The 21,079-nt window shown below is 59.5% G+C and carries 9 protein-coding genes and 1 pseudogene; 9 read left to right on the top strand and 1 reads right to left on the bottom strand.

The window, feature by feature from the left end; all coding sequences use genetic code 11:
* Positions 1-1,264 (bottom strand): annotated as a pseudogene (locus RFM52_RS31975) (hypothetical protein); the annotation flags it as partial.
* 2,548 nt (positions 1,265-3,812) lie between these two features.
* Between RFM52_RS31975 and RFM52_RS31980 the strand changes: the two are divergent.
* The 9 genes from RFM52_RS31980 to RFM52_RS32020 all read left to right on the top strand — a co-directional run.
* Positions 3,813-10,739, top strand: coding sequence for a shikimate kinase (locus tag RFM52_RS31980; RefSeq protein ID WP_320298852.1), 6,927 nt, complete (start codon positions 3,813-3,815; stop codon positions 10,737-10,739).
* Between the two features lie 1,115 nt (positions 10,740-11,854).
* Complete coding sequence (locus tag RFM52_RS31985) at positions 11,855-12,064, top strand: nodulation protein NopA (RefSeq protein WP_320230220.1); 210 nt, start codon at positions 11,855-11,857, stop codon at positions 12,062-12,064.
* Positions 12,065-12,178: 114 nt separating this feature from the next.
* The gene (locus RFM52_RS31990; RefSeq protein ID WP_320256434.1) at positions 12,179-13,069 is read left to right on the top strand and encodes a SctD/MshK family protein; all 891 of its coding nucleotides are present in this window, start codon (positions 12,179-12,181) and stop codon (positions 13,067-13,069) included.
* Between the two features lie 26 nt (positions 13,070-13,095).
* On the top strand, positions 13,096-13,671 hold the full coding sequence (locus RFM52_RS31995; RefSeq protein ID WP_320223952.1) for a hypothetical protein: 576 nt from the start codon (positions 13,096-13,098) through the stop codon (positions 13,669-13,671).
* Between the two features lie 42 nt (positions 13,672-13,713).
* A complete protein-coding gene (locus RFM52_RS32000) occupies positions 13,714-14,091 on the top strand; it encodes a histidine kinase (protein ID WP_320237091.1) in 378 nt (125 codons plus the stop codon).
* Positions 14,092-14,102: 11 nt separating this feature from the next.
* Positions 14,103-16,196, top strand: a complete 2,094-nt coding sequence (gene sctV, locus RFM52_RS32005) for a type III secretion system export apparatus subunit SctV (RefSeq protein ID WP_320237092.1) — start codon at positions 14,103-14,105, stop codon at positions 16,194-16,196.
* 37 nt (positions 16,197-16,233) lie between these two features.
* Positions 16,234-16,773, top strand: a complete 540-nt coding sequence (locus RFM52_RS32010; RefSeq protein WP_320230224.1) for a tetratricopeptide repeat protein — start codon at positions 16,234-16,236, stop codon at positions 16,771-16,773.
* Positions 16,774-17,341: 568 nt separating this feature from the next.
* Complete coding sequence (locus RFM52_RS32015; RefSeq protein ID WP_320256435.1) at positions 17,342-18,085, top strand: MurR/RpiR family transcriptional regulator; 744 nt, start codon at positions 17,342-17,344, stop codon at positions 18,083-18,085.
* Between the two features lie 419 nt (positions 18,086-18,504).
* Positions 18,505-21,079 (top strand): hypothetical protein (locus RFM52_RS32020; RefSeq protein WP_430700528.1); only part of this gene is annotated, 2,575 nt, incomplete at its 3' end.

A 21,079-nucleotide genomic window follows, 5' to 3' on the forward strand; every position in this document is an offset into this window, starting at 1 on the left:
CCCAAGCCCCCTCGAACGGAGTATGCGGAGCTGAGGAAAACTCTTGAAACGAGCTGGCCTGCTGGGCGCCTTCCCCGGCGAACGAACCCGCCTCCTCAGGATCCCGCAACCCGAGCGCTCTGTTCGCCTCAACGACTTGTAGGTATTGCCGAAGGTCGTTGAGACGCAGCTTGGCATGCTTAGTGGCTTGTTCGAAGCCCTTGACATCTCGCATCAACTCACTTTGTTGCTGCTGACCCCCCTTGAGTCGGCTCACTATGCTCCCCTTCTTCTCCCTTTGGAGCCAATCACTAAACCTGCGTTGCACGCTAGCCGCATGGAAAATAGGGGCCTTCTGTTTCGCAGTCGGCTCGGGTCCAAGGTTGCTCAATCTTTCTTGGGTCACAAGGTCGATAAGTTCGGCGTCGTCGGGATAAGCATCCAGGAGGCGCCGCCCCATGATACGCGGGCCGGGCCCGATCTGTTCGATGCCGCACCCTTCCGACATAAGCCTCCGGAGATGATTCAGCGTCGACTGAAGACGGTTCTCAGGGTCGTTACCCTGGGCTTTATACAGGTCTAAATCGTCCGCCAGCGATTCATCTCGAAACCGAGAAGCCAACGGCTCCTTGTCGTTCTCATGGAGCCAGTTGGCGAATTTTTTTGCATGTATCAGGCTGCTGTCAATCGTGTTTTTGGGAACCCCGGCTTGCATGGCTGCCGTTTTGAACCTCTTCATGAGCGCAGCATCTTCGGCAGGAGGGGCAGCCAAGCGCTGTCGGCGGTGGGGGTTGAAATTTGGGGGGCGTTCCTCGACGTTCGCGGCATGGAACTCCTGAAGCACTGTCAATGCCGCATGGATATCTCTTGTGCCAGAGCGTGTCGCAAGTCGATTCAGATCCTCGGGGCGGTCAAGCAAGCTGGACAGCGTTAAGTTCGTGGGCCGTAGCCAGGTGCGGAATTTATGCAGACTCGTCTCCCACCCACTAACGGTCTTTCTCGCACGGCCGGCGGATTGGGCCGCCTCGCTGAACCCCGCAATAAGCCTCTCGTCATCTGTGAGCTCAGCTGGTGGCAGATTGGTTTGTCGTATATTTTCCAATGCCTCTATGATTTGATCTTTGGTTTTCTTGCTGCCGGTAGAGTCAAATTGCTGCGCATACTCCCGTGCATCGATGTCCAACTCATGGTCGTTCAGCCGGTCGGCAATTGGGTCCCTCTCGCGCTGGTTAAGCCATGCACTGAACTGGTGCAAATGAGATGCATTCCTCTGGGCAGTCTGCACGAATGTGCTGCCGAGAGACGCCCTCAAAAACCTGGAAACAAGGATTTTGTCCGCCTCAAAGGGCTCGGTCGGGAGCCGTCGCTTCGCGTAATATATGCGAAGCTCTGAATGAACTACATCCGACGCCGACATTCCGGACGAGTCCTCGCGACAACTCCCCGAAAAGGCTTTGACGACACCTGACTTCACACGTGACCATAGGTGCCGGCCTTTGCCGTCCTTCGTCCGCACAGCAGGAGGCGCTCCCAAGGGCCCGGTGTAGCACGTGCTGTTGAACCCGCCATTTCGTGGCTTGGACTGCGGAGGCATCCACATTGAATCCTCTATGTCAGCGCGCTGGGGGGTTCCATGCGGCTTGGCAGGGCGAGTGTCAGGCATACTAGCTTCAGGGTAAGTAGCATCACTGGGGCGCGCACCAGCGGAACTGAGCTGCAACTCGCTCAGTTGCTGTTCAAAATGTGCTTGATCCGCGGGCATGCCTCCCGATTGTTGCCTCGCCCGCTGCTGTTCCTGCAGAGCAGCGTAGTCGCGCATCCAGGCGTCCGTATCAAACCATCCGTTGTGGGGCTCCAAATCACTCTCCCTAGATGAGACAAATCATAGCTGGACCCAAGCTAAGCTCGGATGCGGAATTTGCATTTCGATCGAACCTAACGGCCGCTTCGAAGGCTTTGCGTTGTTCAACGTCCGGTGTATCTCTCATTTAGCTGTCAAAAGGCTGACGAGCACCTTTGTACGTGCCGGTAATTTCACAGATATTGAAGTGCGCAGCCTGTGGGTGGCAATGACGAGGCTACTGGTTTGCCGGTCTGATGTTTGATGTTCAAACTGGTTGCGAACTCGGATGGCTGAGCGGGAATGAACAGGCAGATATGATCTCCTCGAACGCCACTGACAGACTGCTGCGACCGTCACCGTGTCTATTGAGCTCTCGCCGCCTGCGTCCCATCGAGCGATCAGGCCATTGCGGCTCGTTTTGTGGTCACGACACGCGCCCTGTTGCCCAGGACAGTGTCGACACGAGGGTACCGACAGGAATCGAATTTTTTGCAGCTGGCGAACAACGCCTGCATGGTTGCCCGGTCGTCGGTCTGCAGCCGATATGGCAGGCGCGCAATTCCCATCGTTCGGCCTCTTCGGCCACGGAGCGGCCGCAGGGCTGACGATGACGCAGATTGCTCACAAATTTCCAGTTCTCTCAGGCTGTAGCCCGCGCCCGCTGCCGCAGTAGTTCCAGTGGTCTTCGCTTTTAGCAACTTCAGCATTTTGGCTGAGCGCAGGTCAGGTTTATGTAAGGTAAGGACGGCTATGTGCGATGGCCAAAGCTTTGTCATTGTCTCAGGAAAGCAACATTTTGCGAAAGATCGATGTCTGTCGGGTGGTACGGGGGACATCGTCGCCTTTGGCGCATGGCTCGATGACCGCGGTTCCCGTTATTTCCATGCCGCCGACGTGCGCGCGACATCTCCTGCCGCGACTGCTGCGCGTGCTCCGGATTAAGGCAAACTTTGGGAATAGCCGCCGGTGCCGTGCAAGCGATCGCGTCAGGGCGATCCACAAGACCTCGAACGGGACCGATGGGGTCTCACGCATGCTGAGTTGACCAATGGGGTGAGTACTTCGGTCGCATGCGCTTCGAGCGGCTGATGAGGGCATGGCCAGCGTCAGACTTTTCAGAACCCCCGTTTCGTGAAGACCATCTTCGCCTGGGCGCCCGGTCCATCGCACTTCTCGACCCACGGATGAGCGAATCAGCCTCGACACTATAGGCGGCGCATTGCCCGCATTGGAGATTGGATATATGACGGGCATTGGACGAACTGGAAGATCGCATATTGGAGGTGCTGACTCCGGCAGCACGCGGGGATCGAGCGGTCCGTGCCCGCAATCAGGCCGCGCCCCTGAAGAAGGCAGTCAATCGTTCAATTCCGTCGTGCAGCGGATGCACTCTGGGCCTCAAAACCAAGGGACGTCCTCCGCTCCCATTGCGCCCCAAGCCGATAATTCTGCTGGCGGCCGCCCTGCCGGTCCCTCGCTTGGCTCACACCGACTTTTGGCTGCTGCTCTAGGTCAAATCAGTGGGCGGCGTCGTCGTTTCCCCTCGGTGCCGGAGGGCGAGGGGCCAACCCGAGAAGAAGGCTTCTTGCATCCTGATGACGAACCCTGGCGCGGCGATCGATCAGCCGGACCTTCATATACAGCCGCGCGCCCACCGCGTAAGCAAAGCGTGAGCGAACCGGCTGCCAGGCCGGGAGAACGACCGATCGACAATAAAGCCGGGCGGGACGGTCACGGCGGAATCTCGCTACGGAACGGACCAAGGCGGCAGCCCGGTGGCGAACCCTGGCGCAGCCATCAAGCGGCCGGAAGCTCGCGCATCGACGCGTTGCCGCCACATCGACAAAGCGTACCCGATCTGGGCGCCAGATCAGGCGAGCGACCTATCGACCATGTAGCTAGGCGGGATGGCCGCACTGCAAACTCGCAAGAACTGCTTAATGGCGCCCTACACGACATCGGTTTCGCTGGTGACATCCGCAAATTCTCAATGGCTGTGGTGCGCTATCGCAGAGATCTGAAGATGCCGGAACTTGCAACATTCCTGCAACAGGCCGCTGCCCAGTTCACATCTCGATTTGTCACCAACTGGCAGCACGATATCCGCGTCCGGCAAACATGGGGATATGCCACAGTTTGCAATGCAGTGAGCCGCGAGGAAGGCCCGGCAGGCATGGAAGCTTGCCGGGCCATGGCAGCTCAGGTGTCTAGGTTTGCCCACGAACTCATTGATGTCGAGCCCAAAGCGCTTGCGCTCTTGGCGTTATCGTTCAGCCGATATCCACGGGTGCCGGCTTGCCAAAATGGGATGGGCAGCATTGCTGAATTTTGTTGCGAGCAAAGCGGAGTGCTTCGGGAACTCGACAGTCAAAGCCTGGCCCTGTTGGTGAACGGGTTCAGCAAATGGCCGGAACAGGAAAACTCACGCCTTGCCTCGGTCGCAGTCTCCGGTGAGGTCCGTCGCCGCGCCGAACGGACAAACGGCCTCGCCGGTTTTGAGCCACAGCATTTGGCGAATCTGGTGAACGGTTTCAGCAAATGGCCGCAAGAGACGGGGTGTGGCGCGGCCACGGTCGCCATCGCCAGCGAGGTGGGCCGTCGCGCTGGCCAAGCCAACTGGCTCTGTGATTTTCATCCGCAGGAATTGGCCAATTTGGTGAACGGTTTCAGCAAATGGCCGGAAGCTGCAGGCTGCGGTGACGGCACAGGCGCAATCGCTGGTGAGGTGCTTCGCCGCGGCGGCAGCCGGCTCTCTGCTCTTGATTCGCAGAACTTGGCGAACTTGGTGAACGGTTTCAGCAAATGGCCGGAGAGGACAGGCTGTGGCGCGGCCACGGCGGTGATTGCCAAAGAGGTTCTTCGCCGCGGCGCCGATGCGTTATCTGATTTTACTCCGCAGGGTCTGGCAAATCTGGTGAACGGCTTCAGCAAGTGGTCTGACACAGGGGGGTGTGGTGCGGCCACCCTCGCAATCGCGGGTGAGATTCGTCGCCGCGCCAGTGGAGCGGATCGGCTCGACAATTTCACTCACCAGCACCTGGCAAACTTGGTGAACGCCTTTAGCAAGTGGCCTGGACAAGAGAGTTCACGCCTTGCCACTGTCGCGATCGCCGGTGAAGTCCGTCGCCTTGCCAACCGGCTCTCGGGTTTTGATTCGCGGGACTTGGCGAACCTGGTAAACGGCTTCAGCAAGTGGCCTGCCGAGTTGGCATGTGCCGAAGCCACGGTCGCGATCGCCTGTGAGATTCGTCGCCGCGCCGATAGGCTGTCCGATTTTACTCCGCAGGCACTAGCGAATCTGGTGAACGGCTTCAGCAAACGGCCGGACCAAGTGAGCTGTAGTAGCGCCACGGTCGCGATCGCTGGTGAGCTGGTTCGCCGCGGCCCCGGCCGACTTTCCAGTTTTGCCCACCAGCATCTGGCAAACCTGGTGAACGGGTTCAGCAAGTGGCCCGATCAGGCGAACTGCCGCGAGGCCGCGCTCGCGATCGCTGGTGAGGTTCTTTGCCGCCGCGCCCGCCGGCTCCCTGGTTTTGATTCGCGCGAGCTGGCGAACCTTGCGCTCGGTTTCAGCAAATGGCCCGATGAAGCAGTCTGTGGTGACGTCACGGTCGCGATCGCTGGTGAGATGCTTCATCGCGGGGACCGTGCCGATGAGCTATCTGCTTTCAGCCCGCAGGATCTGGCACACTTGGCGAACGGTTTCAGCAAATGGCCAAAGCAGGCGGGTTGTGCTGCGGCCACCGTCGCTCTAGCCGGCGAGGTTCGCCGCCGCGCCGACGCGCTGTCCGTCTTTGATCCGCAGGATCTGGCCAACCTGGTAGGTTGCTTCAGCAAATGGCCGGAACAAGTGGAGTGTCGCCGCGCTACCGTCGCGATCGGTTGCGAGATCCGGCGCCGCGCTGACCACGCTGGCCAGCTATCTTATTGTACCCCGCAGTCTCTGGCGAACCTGGTGAACGGCTTCAGCAAGTGGCCGGATGAGACGGGCTGTTGCCAGGCCACCCTTGCGATTGCCGGTGAGGTTCGCCGCCGCGGCGCCCACCTGACCGATTTTACTGCGCAGGAGCAGGCGAACCTGGTGAATGGCTTCAGCAAGTGGCCGGTAGAGGCGGGCTGTCGCGAGGCTACCGTCGCGATCGCCGGCGATGTGCTTCGCCGTGCCGATCGCGCCGAGCAGCTATCTGCTTTCAATCCGCAGGATCTGGCAAATCTGGTTAACGGTTTCAGCAAGTGGACTGACGAGACGGGGTGCGGGGACGCCTCGGTCGCAATTGCTGCTGAAGTTCGTTGTCGCGCCGACCGCACCGGGGGGCTGTCCGATTTCTCCTCGCAGCAACTTGCCATTGTCCTGCATGGCTTCAGCAAATGGCCCGAACAACCGGTATGCCACGGGGCGATCATGGATATCGCGCGCGGGTTCGGCGCGGCGGGTCCAAGATTTAGCACCTTCACTACCGTCGCGCTCGGCACCATCGCCAATATCTTGGGGCGCGGCGTCGTACGGGGACAGGACGCCGGAGAGATTGCAGACACCGCTCTGCTGAGGGATCGGCTGCATCAGCTGGCCCATCATCTTCATTACGCCAGCGATCGCCTGGAGCAGGCCGATGCGCTAAGCATCGTGCACATTTTCAAGGCGCTGGCGAAGGCGCAGTTGCATGACGATTTGGGTTTACTGGCACGGGCAGGCTTGGATCGGCTCGAGGCATTGCATCGGACCTCTGGCTTTGCGCCAGAGAACCTCGAGACCATGGGCAATCTCTGCGCCGCTCTGGTGCCGCTGGCGCGCAGCTCCCAAAGGGCGTTGCGCTGGCACCGCAGGCAGACTTTAAACCTGCTGAACGACATTCAACCAGTCGTGGAGCACAAGATCAAGGCGCAACTCAAGGCAAGCGAGGCCGAGCGGATCGCTGGACCGAATTCGAGCCGCTGTCCCGCCTTGTCGATTTATCAAGTGCTCAAGGCCCGTGCTGTCCTTGAGGGGCTTTACAAGAGGCCCTACGTCGATGCCGAAAGTTCCACTTTGAAGCGGCGTCGGGATGAGCTGCATCGCGGGACCAGGGAGATCCTGGCCAGCACGCGCGGCCTCATCGAAGGCGACCTTTCCAACATGAGCTGGAACCTGATCGCGCAAATCGAGGCAGAGGGGCCGGTCGAGGCGCTGGACGAGTTCATGGCCCAGAACGCGGCACTGATCCAGGCCCGACATCCAGCCGCCGTCTTCGATGTCCATAAGGTATTGCGCGCTATGGACCACGAGCCGAGACCGCCGGAGGGTGATGCGGGGCTGATGCAGTTGCCGGTGGTGGACATGCAGGGGCGGCGATTGCCGACGGAGCCCGAGACGCGCTATTCCATTTTCCATCGCCTGACCTCAGGGGCGGTGAAGGTGGTCGCGGTACAACTGCCGGGAAAGCCGAGCGCCTTCATGCTGGGGCGGACATTGAGTGTCGAGGGTGTGCCATACCGGATGGATCTATTCGGCGGCAGCAAGTCAAAACCGCCGAAAAAGACCCTTGCCCAGATCGCCGCCCGCGCTCCAGGCGAAACGGGGGCTCAGGCGCTCGGGGGGAAGCTGCTGGCAATTCCATATGCCGAAACCGCACCGGGTACGGCGTTCGAGCAGCTGTCGCGACACTGGGCACCATTCAAAGAAGCCTATTATTACACGCAGCGCCGAGGCTTTGCCGCGCCCCCGGCGATCAAAGGTCTAGGGCCCCACGACTACGCACTCGAAGGAGCCTTCAAACTGTCGCTGCTGCCGGACCGTCTGACGGGCGAGGCGCATCCCTTCAGGCTGACCGGGCCGGAAGGCCCGATCGCCTTGCGACCGCATGACGGTTGCGGCTTCATAAAGGCTTCGTTGGCCGAGCGTATGCCGGCTGTTCGTCGGGCCGCTCAAGGCCAAGGTCTCGATCGGGTGGCTGCTTTTGCTGAGGCAAGGAGATCGTCCGTTCCTGCCTCGGCGCTGCAACATTATCCGCGCAGCGAGCTGGTGGCGGATGAGACGCGCGAGAAGGCCAAGACCTGGCTCGACAGCAGAGAAGGACAAGAGCTGGGGGCCGAGGATCTGTTTCGCACCGTGACGGCCGGACACATCGACGCTCCCGGCGCGGTCGCCGTACCGTCCAGTGATGATTGCGTCCATGTGCCCACGCTCAAGAGCGAGACCTTGACGGGGAGGGGTGGCGTGCTGATCGGGCGAGCCCCCTATGACAAGGCCAACCTGCGGCCATTTGGCGCCAAGCAAGTCAGGTCGGCAGGTGATGGGGATCCGACTGCGGCCTTCCTGGATGGCTGCGTAGCCATTCAATACAGTTTCAATGTCGCCGAGAAGAACGGGAAAGAACTGGCGGGCGACGATCCGATGTTTTTTGCCAAAGGCATTCTGATCGTCGTGCCAGACAAGATGTGGCCGGCCGACTACGCCGAGCGTGGGCTGGTGCTGTCCGCCGAAGACGTCAAATCGCATTCGAGCTGGACACACGGCAAGGATCGCGCCAAGGTGGACACGCCGGTCGACAGCATAGGCATCCTCCAGGCGACGGAGGTGTTTGCTCCGGGCTCTTTGGTTGCTATCCCGACCAGTGAACAGAAGAAGCTTGACGGCGACTTCGACGGGGACGCGGTCATCATCATCGGCGACCGACCGCAGCTTTATGAGCATGTGCGGCAGTTCGATGAGAAGGAGCAAGCGCGCGGCGTTCGCTCACTCAAGCCGGCGAAGTCGCATACCCCGGCGCTTAAGGACGATAGCTACCAATTCAGTCGTGCCCGCCAGATCCTTGCCACCACGCAGGACGTCCTGGAAACCTATAGCTGCCTGCAGCGAAACTTTCTGGCGCAGTCCGACGAGGCGCGACGCTGGTTTGCCGAGCGTGCTGTCTTTGGCACCTACGAGGGCATTCACCACGAGCTCAGGCGCGACATCGCTAACCTGTTGAACGCGGAAGAGGTGCGGGGCCAGGATATCCAGGACACGCTCGCCAGGGCGAGGCAGGAGATCGAGGTCGCCCGGCATCCGGTCGCGCGCGAGATGGCCGCGTTGCTCGTGACCGAGCTTGCGGCATGGGCGGCGAAGGCGGATCAGCAAAACTTGTCCGCAACCGTCGAGATCGTGGACGATTTAAGCCCGTCGGTGAGCCCAGCGCTTGCAAACCTCTTCCAGGAATTAGCGGAGAGCTATCCGGCAACGTCCCAGCCGCGCGACCGCGTCCAGCTTTTGCTCGACCACTCTCAAGCCCGGATCGATCCTTCCCCAGATGGCTACAATCCGGACGACCTCGTCGAAAGCACAAGCAACCTGCTGAGCCTCGGCATTAAGGTCGGGACGGATGCCTATAAATCCGACACCGGCACCCGCCGGTTTATGAAAAAAGGCCATGAGCTGCAGCGGCTCCTATGCCAGACGCCGGGCTTGCAGCCCGTGCCTTACGTCAAGAGCATGGCGGCGACACTCAGCCAGGGCAGGTTCGATGTCGATGCGACCTTGGAGGAACTCAAGGACAATCCCACGCTGGCGGCTTGCGTCATGGAGGCCTCGATCAAATTCGCCGCACAGAACGGCCTGTTGCCCGAACGCTCCGGCCGCCGCCCTGCCGCCATGGATTCCGATGTGACGGTAACGCTGAGCCGCCAGGAAGCATCGGAGCAGGCCAAAATCGAGGCGACGCGCGCGAGAGTTGAAGAGGAGGCAATCACCGCAGCGGCAATCTGGGTTGCCGAGAGCCTCAGGCAGGCCGGCATCCCGGTGAACATGCCTCATTTCGATCGCCGGGTGCGATCGGAAGGCTCGATGGCTGAACAGCTCACCGGATTGAACGCCCCCTCTGGCAGCGCGCCGCAGCTGATAAGCAACGCTGTCCGCCACATCTTCGAACTCCCCGACCAGGATTTTACCCGTGGCTTTAAGAAAGCCATCCTGGCCTTCGACGAGCGCGGCTACGCCGAACGCCACACAACCAACTGGTTCAGGATGCGCAATCCGACTTTCAGCGGCATCCAGAGCGTGCTCGCCACACCGCATGGTTATCGCTTCCAGGTTGAGTTCCATACGCCGGCCAGCTACCAAGCCAAGCTCGCCAATCATCACACATACAAGCAGCTGGACCAGCTGCGGCGGGCGGGTGGGGACGCTCCTGCGGAGCAACTCATGCAGCGCGTCATGGAAAACTGCCAGGGCGTTCCAGTCCCCGATGGCGCTCTGGCCGTGCTTCAGTGGGAAGCCGAAGGCGAACGCGGTGCAGGCGCCACTGCGGCCCTGAAATTGCGACCTGTCGGGCAACCAAGCATGCCGCAAACCGTCGGGTCATCACAGGCGAAGGAAGTCGTCGCGGCGCTCGGCAGTCGGCCGGTCGTGCTCGTTGGCATGCCGGGCGCCGGCAAATCCAGCATCGGCCCAGCTCTCGCGAAGCGACTGCAGCTCCACTTCCACGACACGGACAAAATAATCGAAAAGCAGACCCACAAATCGATCTCGCAAATCTTCGAAGAGCAGGGCGAGGCCTACTTCAGGGAGATGGAGGCGAAACTGATCGCCCGTCTGCTGGAGGAAGCGCCCGCGGTGATCGCCACCGGCGGCGGCGCGTTGATGCATGAGCAGAGCCGCCGTCTCATCGGCGACAAGGCGGTCTCGATCTGGCTCGATACCAAGCTGGAGGTTATCAAAAAGCGCCTCAAAAGGGATACCAGCCGCCCGCTGCTGCGAGGCCCTGACCCGGAGCAAAAGATCGCCCAACTGATCGATGAGCGCAGACCATTCTACCAACAAGCCGATCTCACCTTCATCCCGCCTCACCAACAAGACAAAAAGAACGCGGATCCATGCCTCAGCGCGCTACACGCCCATCTGTGCCCAATGCGGCCGCCACTCAGCAATTCGCCAATATTGTTGCGTCACGAGGATAGACCGTAGACAAGCACAGGAACTGAAGGGAGCGTGTGAATGAGCCCTCGGTATCGTTTCAAGTCGCAGGGCAGTGAAAACACCGATACGAGAGCGTAATAACCACCGAAGCGGAGTCAGGGGGGCCATCGTCGATGGCCTCATCGCGCGTCCGGATTTGTTGCCCCCCAAACGCCACCGCAGCCGCCAAGCGCTCGCTGGCAAAAGCACTCGCTGACTTGCGTCTGAAAAAATAAAGCACCGTTCCGCACCCGCGCTATATACCTATGGACCGCCAGTTTAGCGGCGATCGTGAACGGGTCTATAACGATGGCGCGGCGAGCCCCCTACCATCTGAATTCATCCATCGGCAGAGTTCGCATACTACGAACGCTTCACATCGAACTGCTTCAATTGCGGCACCGAGCATGACAGCCCCTTCCGATCCCACCTTGCCGGGAAAATGGCGCCTTTAACAGGCTGCTGAAAAACGTTTTTGGTCCGGCCGACTCGTGGCTTTGATTCTGTTTTGTTCGCTTTTCGATTCTCGTTTGGACTCCAATTCCGACTTGCTTGGCAGTCGGTGCACGACTTTTTCAGCAACCTGTTAAAGCCGCCGTCGCATCGATATGAGCAGGCCAGCCCGTACACGACCATCAGTTTTGTGACAGCGTCCCTTCGTTTTTTTTTGAGCCGTCAGCTTCTCGAAAGCTCGCGCTCTTACTTTGAGCAAGTCGATTTTGAACACTGCATCGCAGCCTCTTGAGGGCAATAAAGGAACCGAGGTACCTGATGGTCGGAGCAATTAGAGGTGGAGGTGGCGGCACCGGTGCTTCCTTGGCTAGAGCGGGCCATGGGGATAGGCAGGATGAGCCCGGCGGGCCTTCTGGTAGTGGCCGACCGGTTGGGGAGGGTGGTCGGGACAGCGGTTCGGTCAGTTCCGGAAGTGACCCGCAAGCCGTAGATCAGAGTGCGGCATTCCAAAGTGTTCTGAGTTCCATTGCGGTACAAATGGCGAGCGATACCATGGCTGATTTCGATGACGCCATGGGTGACACGGAAGAGGATGCCTGACGCCGGATCCTTCGGCGTCAGGAGTGTAAGCCGTCAAGTACGGCACAATTCGAACGGAAAGGTAAAATGATATGTCTAAAGTTGCTCCCCCTGCTGGTGGTGGTGCTGCTCCGGCCATTGGCAATATGGCTGCTGAAGGGGCTGGGACTGCCGCCTTCCAGTCGCAAATTGCGGCGCTCACGGCAATGAGCGCAGAGGCGACGGAAAGGAGCGTGATGCTGCGCACCGTTACAACCAACCTTCAATCAATCAAGAAGGTGGCCGACGAGCGCGTTCAGTAACATTGCAAACGGGACGTAGTGTCGTCCCGAACGCTGCCTTGGCAGTGCAATGTGGAGTCAAAATGAGCCGTACGGCCATGCTGTACGGCTCATCTCCTTGTGCGGGAGAGTTCCGTGAATGACGCCATTTCCGTCGATTTCGAGGTGCTGTCGGGCCTCTATTCTGGGCTGACTGGTAATGCGCCTCTGGGGCCGAATGTAATCGGTGGTGGTCTTGAGTCCGATATAATTTTCATCGAGCAAGGGCTAGAGGCGCGTCATCTTCGTATCAGTCTTCTTGGCAATTCGATCGAGGTCGAGGCCCTTGCGGATGGGGTCCGCATAGAGGGCAACCAAAATGTTGCAGCAGGCGAGCGCGTTGTTGTGTCTCTCCCTGTCGTCATTCATGTGGGCGCGATGTCCATTCTCTGGTCCGTTCAAGATGCCGGGCAAAAGCGCCCCATTGGCATGCGTCGCCTCTCAATGCCAGTGATAGCCGTCGTCTTGCTGAGCTGCATTGGAGTCGGCGCGCTCTCAACCATTTTTTCCCTCTACGGCAGCGCCAGTGGATTGAGCGCCAATCCTACTAACCCCGCACCTATATCGAAGGTAACCATCAACCGCCCTGGTGATCAGAGCGTCCAGTTAGCGGCGAAAGCGCTGCAAGACGAAATTGATCGGGCGCAGTTATTCGATATCAAGATCAAATCCGCAGACAGTGTTGTTACCGCCGAGGGCACCGTCACGCCTGCCTTGGTCTCCAAGTGGCAGAAGATCCAACAGCGGTTCGATCATCGCACGAATGGAGCGCTAACACTCGTGAACGGTGTGGTGATCAAAGAGGACAAGGCGCCATCCGCAATCCCCATTGAAGCTGTTTGGCGCGGGAATCTGCCACATCTTCTGATCGGTGGGCAGAAGTATTTCGTCGGCGCTCTATTGGATAATGGATGGATGGTCGATCGGATTGAGGACGCTCATGTGCTGCTGAGCCGAAATGGCCGCGTTGCTGCGCTCCCTTATTAAACTTCCAGGTTCGGTAGGAGAACTCCATGGTCAAGATGTCCAGCTACCCTGTCGGCTCCGGCACCTCGGCGCGCGATCTTAACATCGAGCCTGCAGGAGCAGCCGAGCCGGCCAATGATGGAACCAAGAATGCGGGGAAAATCGCGCTTACGAATATGGAGATCGATCGCGCTCATGCAAATAGTAGCAAGAAGCATGCATCGACTTTGCGGCGTGCGCACGCGCACGATATGCCGCTCGCACGCACGGCCAACGGATCGTTGGGAATTAGTGAAATCGAGGCGGTCACGCGCGTCAGCCCAAGCGAGAGCACTCAGATCAGTGAGATCGAGCCCCGCGCTGCAATGGCCGCTCTTTATGGCCATACTCTCGCACGTAGCCAGCTCTCCTTCATCACGCCACGCCTACGTCATCCGGAAATCCTGCGCGAAGGGAAGCGTGGTGTTCTTCTGGAGGCCTTGGTCGACGCGCTAGCGGCGGTACCTGAGGATTCGGTGGCGCGTGAAGGTATTTCCGCCCTCCAAGAGGAGTTCCGGCGGCTGGTGCTGTTGCGACAGAACCGGAACAGCTTGATCAAGGCGAGCGAAGGTCGACCTGGATGAAGAATAACACTCAAATGTTACGTCATCCCGTCGGGACACACGTTGCCAAAGACCGGTGATGTCGTGCTGATTTCCGAGCAGGAGCGAGATTTGCTCTGCGCCCTTTCCTATGCCCACCTAGCGTGTGGGCAGAGCGCCCAAAGCCTAGCCTTGTTGCGGCTCGCCGTCAGCGACAATTCTCAAGATGTCAGCCTGCTACGGATTTTCGCCTATGCGCTGATTGCTGAGGGTCTCGGCGATGAAGCACTGACGATCCTGGACAGGCTGGACGTACTTGACGACCAGCAATCTTCTCGCGTCCCTCTGACTCTCATGCGTAGCCATGCGCTGCTGCGAGCCCGTCGCATGGACGAGGCGCGAGCCGTTTTCCAAAGCTACGTTTCACTTCGCAGCAGCACAGTTCTTCTCAAACAAACATAAAGAAGGTCGCAATGGCGAACCTCATGCGCAACTTCATCGCGCGAGCGCCGGCCAACCCGGATATAATGGTCGCGTTAATGCTGCTTCTGGCGATCGGCATGATGATCATGCCAATCCCAATCGCGGTCGTTGACGTCCTGATCGGATTCAACCTCGGATTCGCCATACTTCTTCTAATGGTTGCCCTGTATGTCGGCACGCCACTTGAACTTTCTTCCCTGCCCGGCGTCATTTTGATCTCTACGGTGTTCCGCCTCGCGCTTACCATTGCAACGTCGCGACTAATCCTTGCGGAGGGGGAGGCCGGCAGCATCATCCACACGTTCGGCGATTTCGTAATCTCAGGCAACATCGTCGTAGGTTTTGTCATCTTTCTAGTGGTGACCATGGTCCAGTTCATGGTTCTCGCAAAGGGTGCCGAACGCGTTGCAGAAGTGGCGGCGCGATTCACGCTGGACGCTCTGCCAGGCAAGCAAATGGCGATCGATGCCGAGCTAAGGAATGGCCACATCGATGAGCATGAATCTCGTAGGCGGCGCGCCATGTTGGAGAAAGAAAGCCAACTTTATGGCGCTATGGACGGGGCCATGAAGTTCGTAAAGGGCGATGCCATCGCCGGGCTGGTGGTTATCTGTATCAACTTGCTGGGCGGAGTTTCCATCGGGCTGTCTAAGGGTTTGCCCTTCGGCGAGGTGCTGCACCAATACACTCTGCTGACCATAGGTGATGCATTAATCTCACAGATTCCGGCGCTGCTGCTGTCGATTTCATCGGCGACCATAGTCACGCGTGTAGGTGGGGCCGGGAGACTCAACCTTGGTGCCGACATAGCCGGCCAGCTCACCGCCAATACGCGGGCATTGAGGCTGGCTGCTGGTGTCATGGTTGCGATGGGGTTTGTTCCCGGCTTCCCTCTGCCCGTCTTTCTCGTGTTGGCCGCGGTCTTCGCGACGGCAAGTTTTACCAAAGGTGATAAGCAAAACGGCGACAATGCAAATGCTACCACTGCAGCTCCCGGGGAGCCAAAAAAGCAAACCCCACCTCCGGAAGGAGGTCCGATCACCCTGCTCCTTGCACCGAGCCTTGGAGATGCGATCAACCAAACCGAATTGCAACAGCACATTGAGCGCGTTTCGGAACTGGTCTCATCTGACCTCGGCATCATTGTTCCTCGCATCCCTGTTGCAGTCGAACAGCAGTTGCCGGACCCGCAGTTCAGGATAGATGTCGAGGGCGTACCGGTCGAACAGGATGCGATTGATCCGACGCAGCTAAGGCTCACCGACGATCTGGCCAATATTGAATTGAGCGGCATCCCCTTCCAGCATGACCCACAAGCGGGCAAGATCTGGGTCGAACAAAGCCATGCATCGGCTCTCAATGACGCCGGCATCGGCTATCACAGTCCCATCGAACTTATTGCATCGCGAGTCCAGGCAACGCTGACGCGCCGTGCGCGGCGCTTGGTGGGCATCCAAGAGACGCGTGAATTGCTGGGCCGAATGGAGCAGAAATATGCCGATTTGGTGAAGGAGGTGCTACGCACGACGCCGATCCCCCGGATTGCCGATGTCCTGCGCCGTCTACTGGACGAAGATATCCCGATCCGCAACACCCGCCTTGTCCTGGAGGCACTGGCCGAATGGGGGGAGCAGGAGCAAAACGTCGCATTGTTGACGGAATATGTTCGTTCCGGTCTGACGCGACAGATCTGTCATCGTTTTGCCAACGCTCAGGGTGTGGTGCCCGCCTTTATTATCGAACGTGAAACCGAGAATTTGGTGCGCAGCGCGATACGTGATTCGGCTGTTGGTCCCTACCTCGTATTGGGGGACGGGCAAAGTGAGATGCTGCTGTCACAAATGCGGCAGATCCATTCGAACCCTGCGCCGGGTCAGCGGCATCCTGTCATATTGGCTTCAATGGATGTCCGACGCTTCGTCCGCGGTTTCCTTACTCGCAACGGGATCGATCTCGTCGTTTTGTCTTATCAGGATCTGGATTCGGAGTTTACGATTCAGCCGGTCGGATCCGTCAAGCTCACCGCTGCAACGAATCATGAAACGTCAGGAGAACGTAACAATTTGCGCGTTGAGCCCAGCTGAAGTGCGTAGCATTAGTCGTAAGGATAGCGGCATTCACATGAGAACAACAGTCGTTTCGCAGCTGCGTTCAGTTCGTCTGGCGTCAGTTCCCTTCGCAATACTTGTCATTCTTCCTCTCGGCGGTTGCGCTAGCTGGGGCACGCAAGCTCTTTCAGTGAAGGACACGCCGTCACCCGAGTTGCTCGGTGCCAAGGATATCAATCCGGCCATGCGCGAACGCATCTTGAGCTCCGTTGGTCAGGATGCTCACGAGCGGGCTTTGCGGGATCAGCTGCAGCAGCAACCAGGCAATGTCGACGCGGCGATCCAGCTTACGAAAGCCCTACTAGCAAGGAAACTCCCGAAGGAGGCCCTTCAGGTGCTCGACGGGGTTTTGATCGCGGCTCCAGGCAACTTGCGCACATTGAACGCGAAGGGAGTTGTGCTCGACATTTGCGGACGGCATGGCGCGGCACAAGCGCTATATCGCCAAGCGCTCAGGAAAGAACCCGGGAACCAGATGTTGGTCAACAACCTTAACCGGTCGCTCGCGCTTGACGAGAAGTCCGGACGGAGTGCGCCGGCACGATCGCGGTAGACTGGCATTCGCGCGGAAGCTCATCGCAGGCGATCAACATGGTCGCAGCAGCTTTTCATCAGTTGTTCCCCATTCTCCCCGCAAAACCTGACGAGCCCGAAATCAGCGCGAAAAAGCGTGGTCCATAGGTACGCGAATTGGTCTCTCAAATGCTCAAATCCAGTAAGTGTGCGCCTTCTACGGCAATCAAACAGGGTATGTCTCCGAACGTACGTGCCTCTGCGTTCTTGAAACTTGAAGGCGCAGAAGAGGGTGCTTGTCGCTACGACATGAGATGTCATTCAGAAAGGGCGCGGCATTTTGTTTTCAATGAAGAACTGGCGCGTATCTCATCGGGTAATGTAGCCCAGTACCGGTGCAGTGCGGTTCAGCAAGAGCGTCCAATTGGAATTTTTTCGAGTGTCTATTCTTGTGAAATCGGGCGTACCTTTCAGCTGGCCGACTGGTGCGAAGGACTATGAAAAAGGGGCCTCTAACCGACCTTTTAGTCGAACGGTTTGAGACGATGCCGCCTCAGCTCCAGCGGGCTGCCCGGTTTGTGTTGGACCATCCGCAGGACGTCGCGTTGATGTCCATGCGCGAGCAAGCGCATTTAGCGGGTGTGTCCCACACGACCATGATGAGGCTAGCGCGATGGCTCGACCTCGACCGCTACGAAGACATGCGCAGCATTTATGCGAAGGCCCTGCGCACGTCTGCCGAATCGCCGCTGCCTGAGCGTCGGCAAGATGGCGATGGCAGTTACTCAACGGTCGGAGTCGTCGCGGGCACGCTGGCAGCGGAAATCGCGAGGCTCGGGGAATGCGCGAACGCGATGCAGCTGACGGCTGCTGCCAGTGTCCTTGCCGAGAGCCGAAATCTCTTCAGCCTTGGCCTGCGCGCAGAGCATCCGGTGGCACAGCATTTTGCCTACACGCTGTCACGGCTCGGCCGGCAGGCGGTCGTTCTTGATGCGGCCGGGGGACTCGGCATCGATGCCTTGCGAGGTGTCGGGAAAGGCGACGTAGTGCTGGCGGTAGGCATCGAGCCTTACTGTCGTGCAACCATCGAAACGGCTAGGCAAGCAGCGCGCCAAGGAGTGGCTGTGGTTGCCATCACCGACAGCAGCGTATCGCCGCTCGCCCGTATGGCCAAGGCAAGCGTCATTGTAATTAGCAATCCTCAATCCTTCTTCAAAAGTATCGCGCCGGCTCTGGTAGCAAGCGAGATCTTGGCCAAGTTGATCGCTGCCAAGTCCGGATTGAATGTCTATGAGGTCGTGAAGGAAATCGAGCGCCAGCTGGCGGAGCTCGATGTCTTCTGGAAACGATAGTGGAAGCGCAGCGGGTGGGCGAAATGTAATCCAAACCGCTGGTACCGGGATTAGCGCGTTTCCGGAAATTACTTGATGATTACCCGCGTGATTATCCGCGCGAGACGACATGGAAGGCTGCGCCTTTCGCAAGCGCCTGAGGCAATACGCACGCTCACCTAGGTTGCCGCGCCGCAAGGCTGCATAGGCGAGGCGCGGCATCACCAGATCCGACAGCTTCGCAACGGCGGCTGGACGGGGCTCGTCGAACGGGAAGATCGGCGGGCCGTGCAGCGAGTTCCTCCTTCGCGCCTGGAGGGATGATCTCGACTGGTCCTGCCGCGCTCTCGGTCCGTCAGCCTGTCGACAGCTGAGCCCCATAGAACAGTTTCCAGCCGCCAGGGCGGCTTGAGCTGCTCGGAACAGGCAAGGGAGATACGATGGGTCCCTTTAGCAATATCAATCGGTCCCACGTCTCAGATTTCGCCCGCACAGACGATGCAGGCTCGCAACAGCAGCAGACCGACCAGGCGCGTTTTCAGGAGCATCTGAACGCGTTGCAGCCGGGCCAGCATCGGCAAGCTGTTCCAAACAGCCGTCTCGCCAGGCGGCGGACTGGCTCAAATGCAGATGCGGTTGGACCGAGGATGCTGCAAGAGGAGGGCGCCGGGGAAGGCGGTTCGCACTTGCCCTTTGCTCCACCAGCTCACTCACCTGCGCAGAGTTTTGACCAGGACGAGCTCTTTGCCGCCGCCGACCGCGCCGGGCCGTTGCCGGCCGCAAGTTTCGCTTCGGCGCAGTTCTGGCAGGATGCGGAGCGGGTGGTCCACTCAACCGCGCAAAGTGTCGATCAGCCGCGGAGCCGCGCAGCGATTGGGCGCGCTTGCGAAGCTTCGAGTTCCATGCCGCCGCCGCGGGTCAACCTGCCCGCTACGGGATTTGGAAGCGCACCCGATGTCGTGAACTTCGCTCACGTCGTCGCGGACGCATATCGGCCTGCGGCCAATCAACAGGGCGATCTGACCGGCGCGCGCCATACAACGCCGGCCGAGGCGTCGCACCAGGCTTCCGTCGTTCAGCAAACGCGCCGCCGCAAGCGCGGCCGCGAGCATCCGGACGAGGTGCTTTTTGCCGCCTACCGTGCCGAGGCGGCTAAAACAGCCAAGGTGGGTGAAAGCTCGATTGCTGGCGATATAGTGGCGCTGCGCAAGTTCAGCAAATGGCTTGACGAGAACCACCAGAGCCAAATCAACGGTCGGATTGAGGATGGGCAGCTGGTCGGTCTGGTGAAGGACTTTGCGGGCAACGATGCCGTACTGCTGGGCGACACCAAAGTGGCGTTGGGAAGGCTCCGGCAGCATTCTGCCGGACAGCCTGTGACGGCTGCTTCGGCTGTTCGACCCGGCACGAAGGACGATGAGGAACTCTTCGCCCAATACCGGGCAAAAGCCGTGGTCAAAGGATCAGCCGTGAGGCGCGATCTAGCGGCCTTACGCAAGTTCAGCAAATGGCTCGCCGAGAACCACCGCACGCAAATCGCCGGCCGGATTGAGGACCCCGGGTTGGACGCGCTGGCGAAGGACTTCGCGGAGCGCGATGACGAGCGTATCAATCCGGCGTTGAAGAGGCTCCGGCAAGCTTCTGCCAGACAGCCTGGGACGGCTGCTTCGAATGTTCGACCTGGCACCAAAGACTATGAGCAACTCTTTGCCCAGGCTGCCGGCCTCGAAGAAGGGACCAGGGGAGGCGATTTGACCGGCGCGCGCCAAACAATGCCGGCCGCGGCGCCGCACCAGGCTTCCCTCGTTCAGCAAACGCGCCGCCGCAAGCAGGTCCGAGAGCACCCGGACGAGGCGCTATTTGCCGCCTACCGTGCCGAGGCGGCGAACACAGCCAAGGTGAGTGGACCCTCGATTGATCGCGATACAACGGCGCTGCGCAAGTTCAGCAAATGGCTGGCCGAGAACCACCAGAGCCAAATCGACGGTCGGATTGATGACGAGCAGCTCGACAGCCTGGCGAAGAACTTCGCGGGCAACGATGCCGGACTACTGAGCGACACCAACGTGGCGTTGGGAAGGCTCCGGCAGGCTTCTGCCGGACGGCCTGTGACGGCTGCTTCGACTGTTCGACGACCCGGCACGAAGGACGATGATGAACTCTTCGCCCAATACCGGGCAAAAGCCAGGGCCCACCTCAAAGAACCAACCGTGAGGGCCGATCTAGCGGTGCTGCGCAAGTTCAGCAAATGGCTTGACGAAAACCACCGGACGCAGATCACCGGCCGGATTGAGGACCCGGGGTTGGACGCGCTCGCGAAGGACTTCGCGGAGCGCGAGAGGGCGCGTGTCAACCCGGCGCTGAAGAGGCTCCGGCAAGCTTCTGTCGGAGAGCCTCTGACGGCTTCGAATGTTCGACCTGGCACCAAAAACGATGAGGAACTCTTCGCCCAATACCGGGCAATAGCCGTGGCCCGCCTCAAAGAAGGAACCGTGTGGCACGATCTAGCGTCGCTGCGCAAATTCAGTGCATGGCTTGACGAGAATCACCGGACTCAGATCGCCGGCAGGCTAGATGATCGGCAGTTGGACAGTCTGGCGAAGGACTTTTCGGGCAACCATCCCAAACTACTGAGCGAAATCAACGTGGCGTTGGGAAGGCTGCGGCAAGCCTATGCCGGACAGACTGTCACAACAGCTAAAACTCGCCCCGTCAACGAAGAGAACCAGGTGATCGAAGATGCATGTCGGGCAGCTGCAAGCAGGTACGGTCAAGTCACGCTAACGATCTATCGGAGTCATTTGTGTCGTTTCAACGGGTGGCTTAGTCAGAACTTCGGCAAGGGCATTGCCCAGATTGAACCCGCGGTGCTGAGCCGGGCGGTTGACGAGTACAAGAAGAACGCAGCCCCCGTCTTCGGCACAGCCTGGGGCTTTCTGCAGAAATACCGGCAAATGGTCGCAGCCAACAATGCGCTGGGCTTGGCAGCCCATGGGCAAGCGGCCCCGCGCGAGC

This window comes from Mesorhizobium humile, assembly GCF_033977215.1.
Taxonomy (GTDB): Bacteria; Pseudomonadota; Alphaproteobacteria; order Rhizobiales; family Rhizobiaceae; genus Mesorhizobium; species Mesorhizobium humile.

Bases quoted from the DNA above. Each gene is read 5' to 3' on its own strand.
- RFM52_RS31980 (WP_320298852.1), top strand. From the start codon at position 3,813: ATGGCTGTGGTGCGCTATCGCAGAGATCTGAAGATGCCGGAACTTGCA.
- RFM52_RS31985 (WP_320230220.1), top strand. From the start codon at position 11,855: ATGTCTAAAGTTGCTCCCCCTGCTGGTGGTGGTGCTGCTCCGGCCATT.
- RFM52_RS31995 (WP_320223952.1), top strand. From the start codon at position 13,096: ATGGTCAAGATGTCCAGCTACCCTGTCGGCTCCGGCACCTCGGCGCGC.
- sctV (WP_320237092.1), top strand. From the start codon at position 14,103: ATGGCGAACCTCATGCGCAACTTCATCGCGCGAGCGCCGGCCAACCCG.
- RFM52_RS32010 (WP_320230224.1), top strand. From the start codon at position 16,234: ATGAGAACAACAGTCGTTTCGCAGCTGCGTTCAGTTCGTCTGGCGTCA.
- RFM52_RS32015 (WP_320256435.1), top strand. From the start codon at position 17,342: ATGTCCATGCGCGAGCAAGCGCATTTAGCGGGTGTGTCCCACACGACC.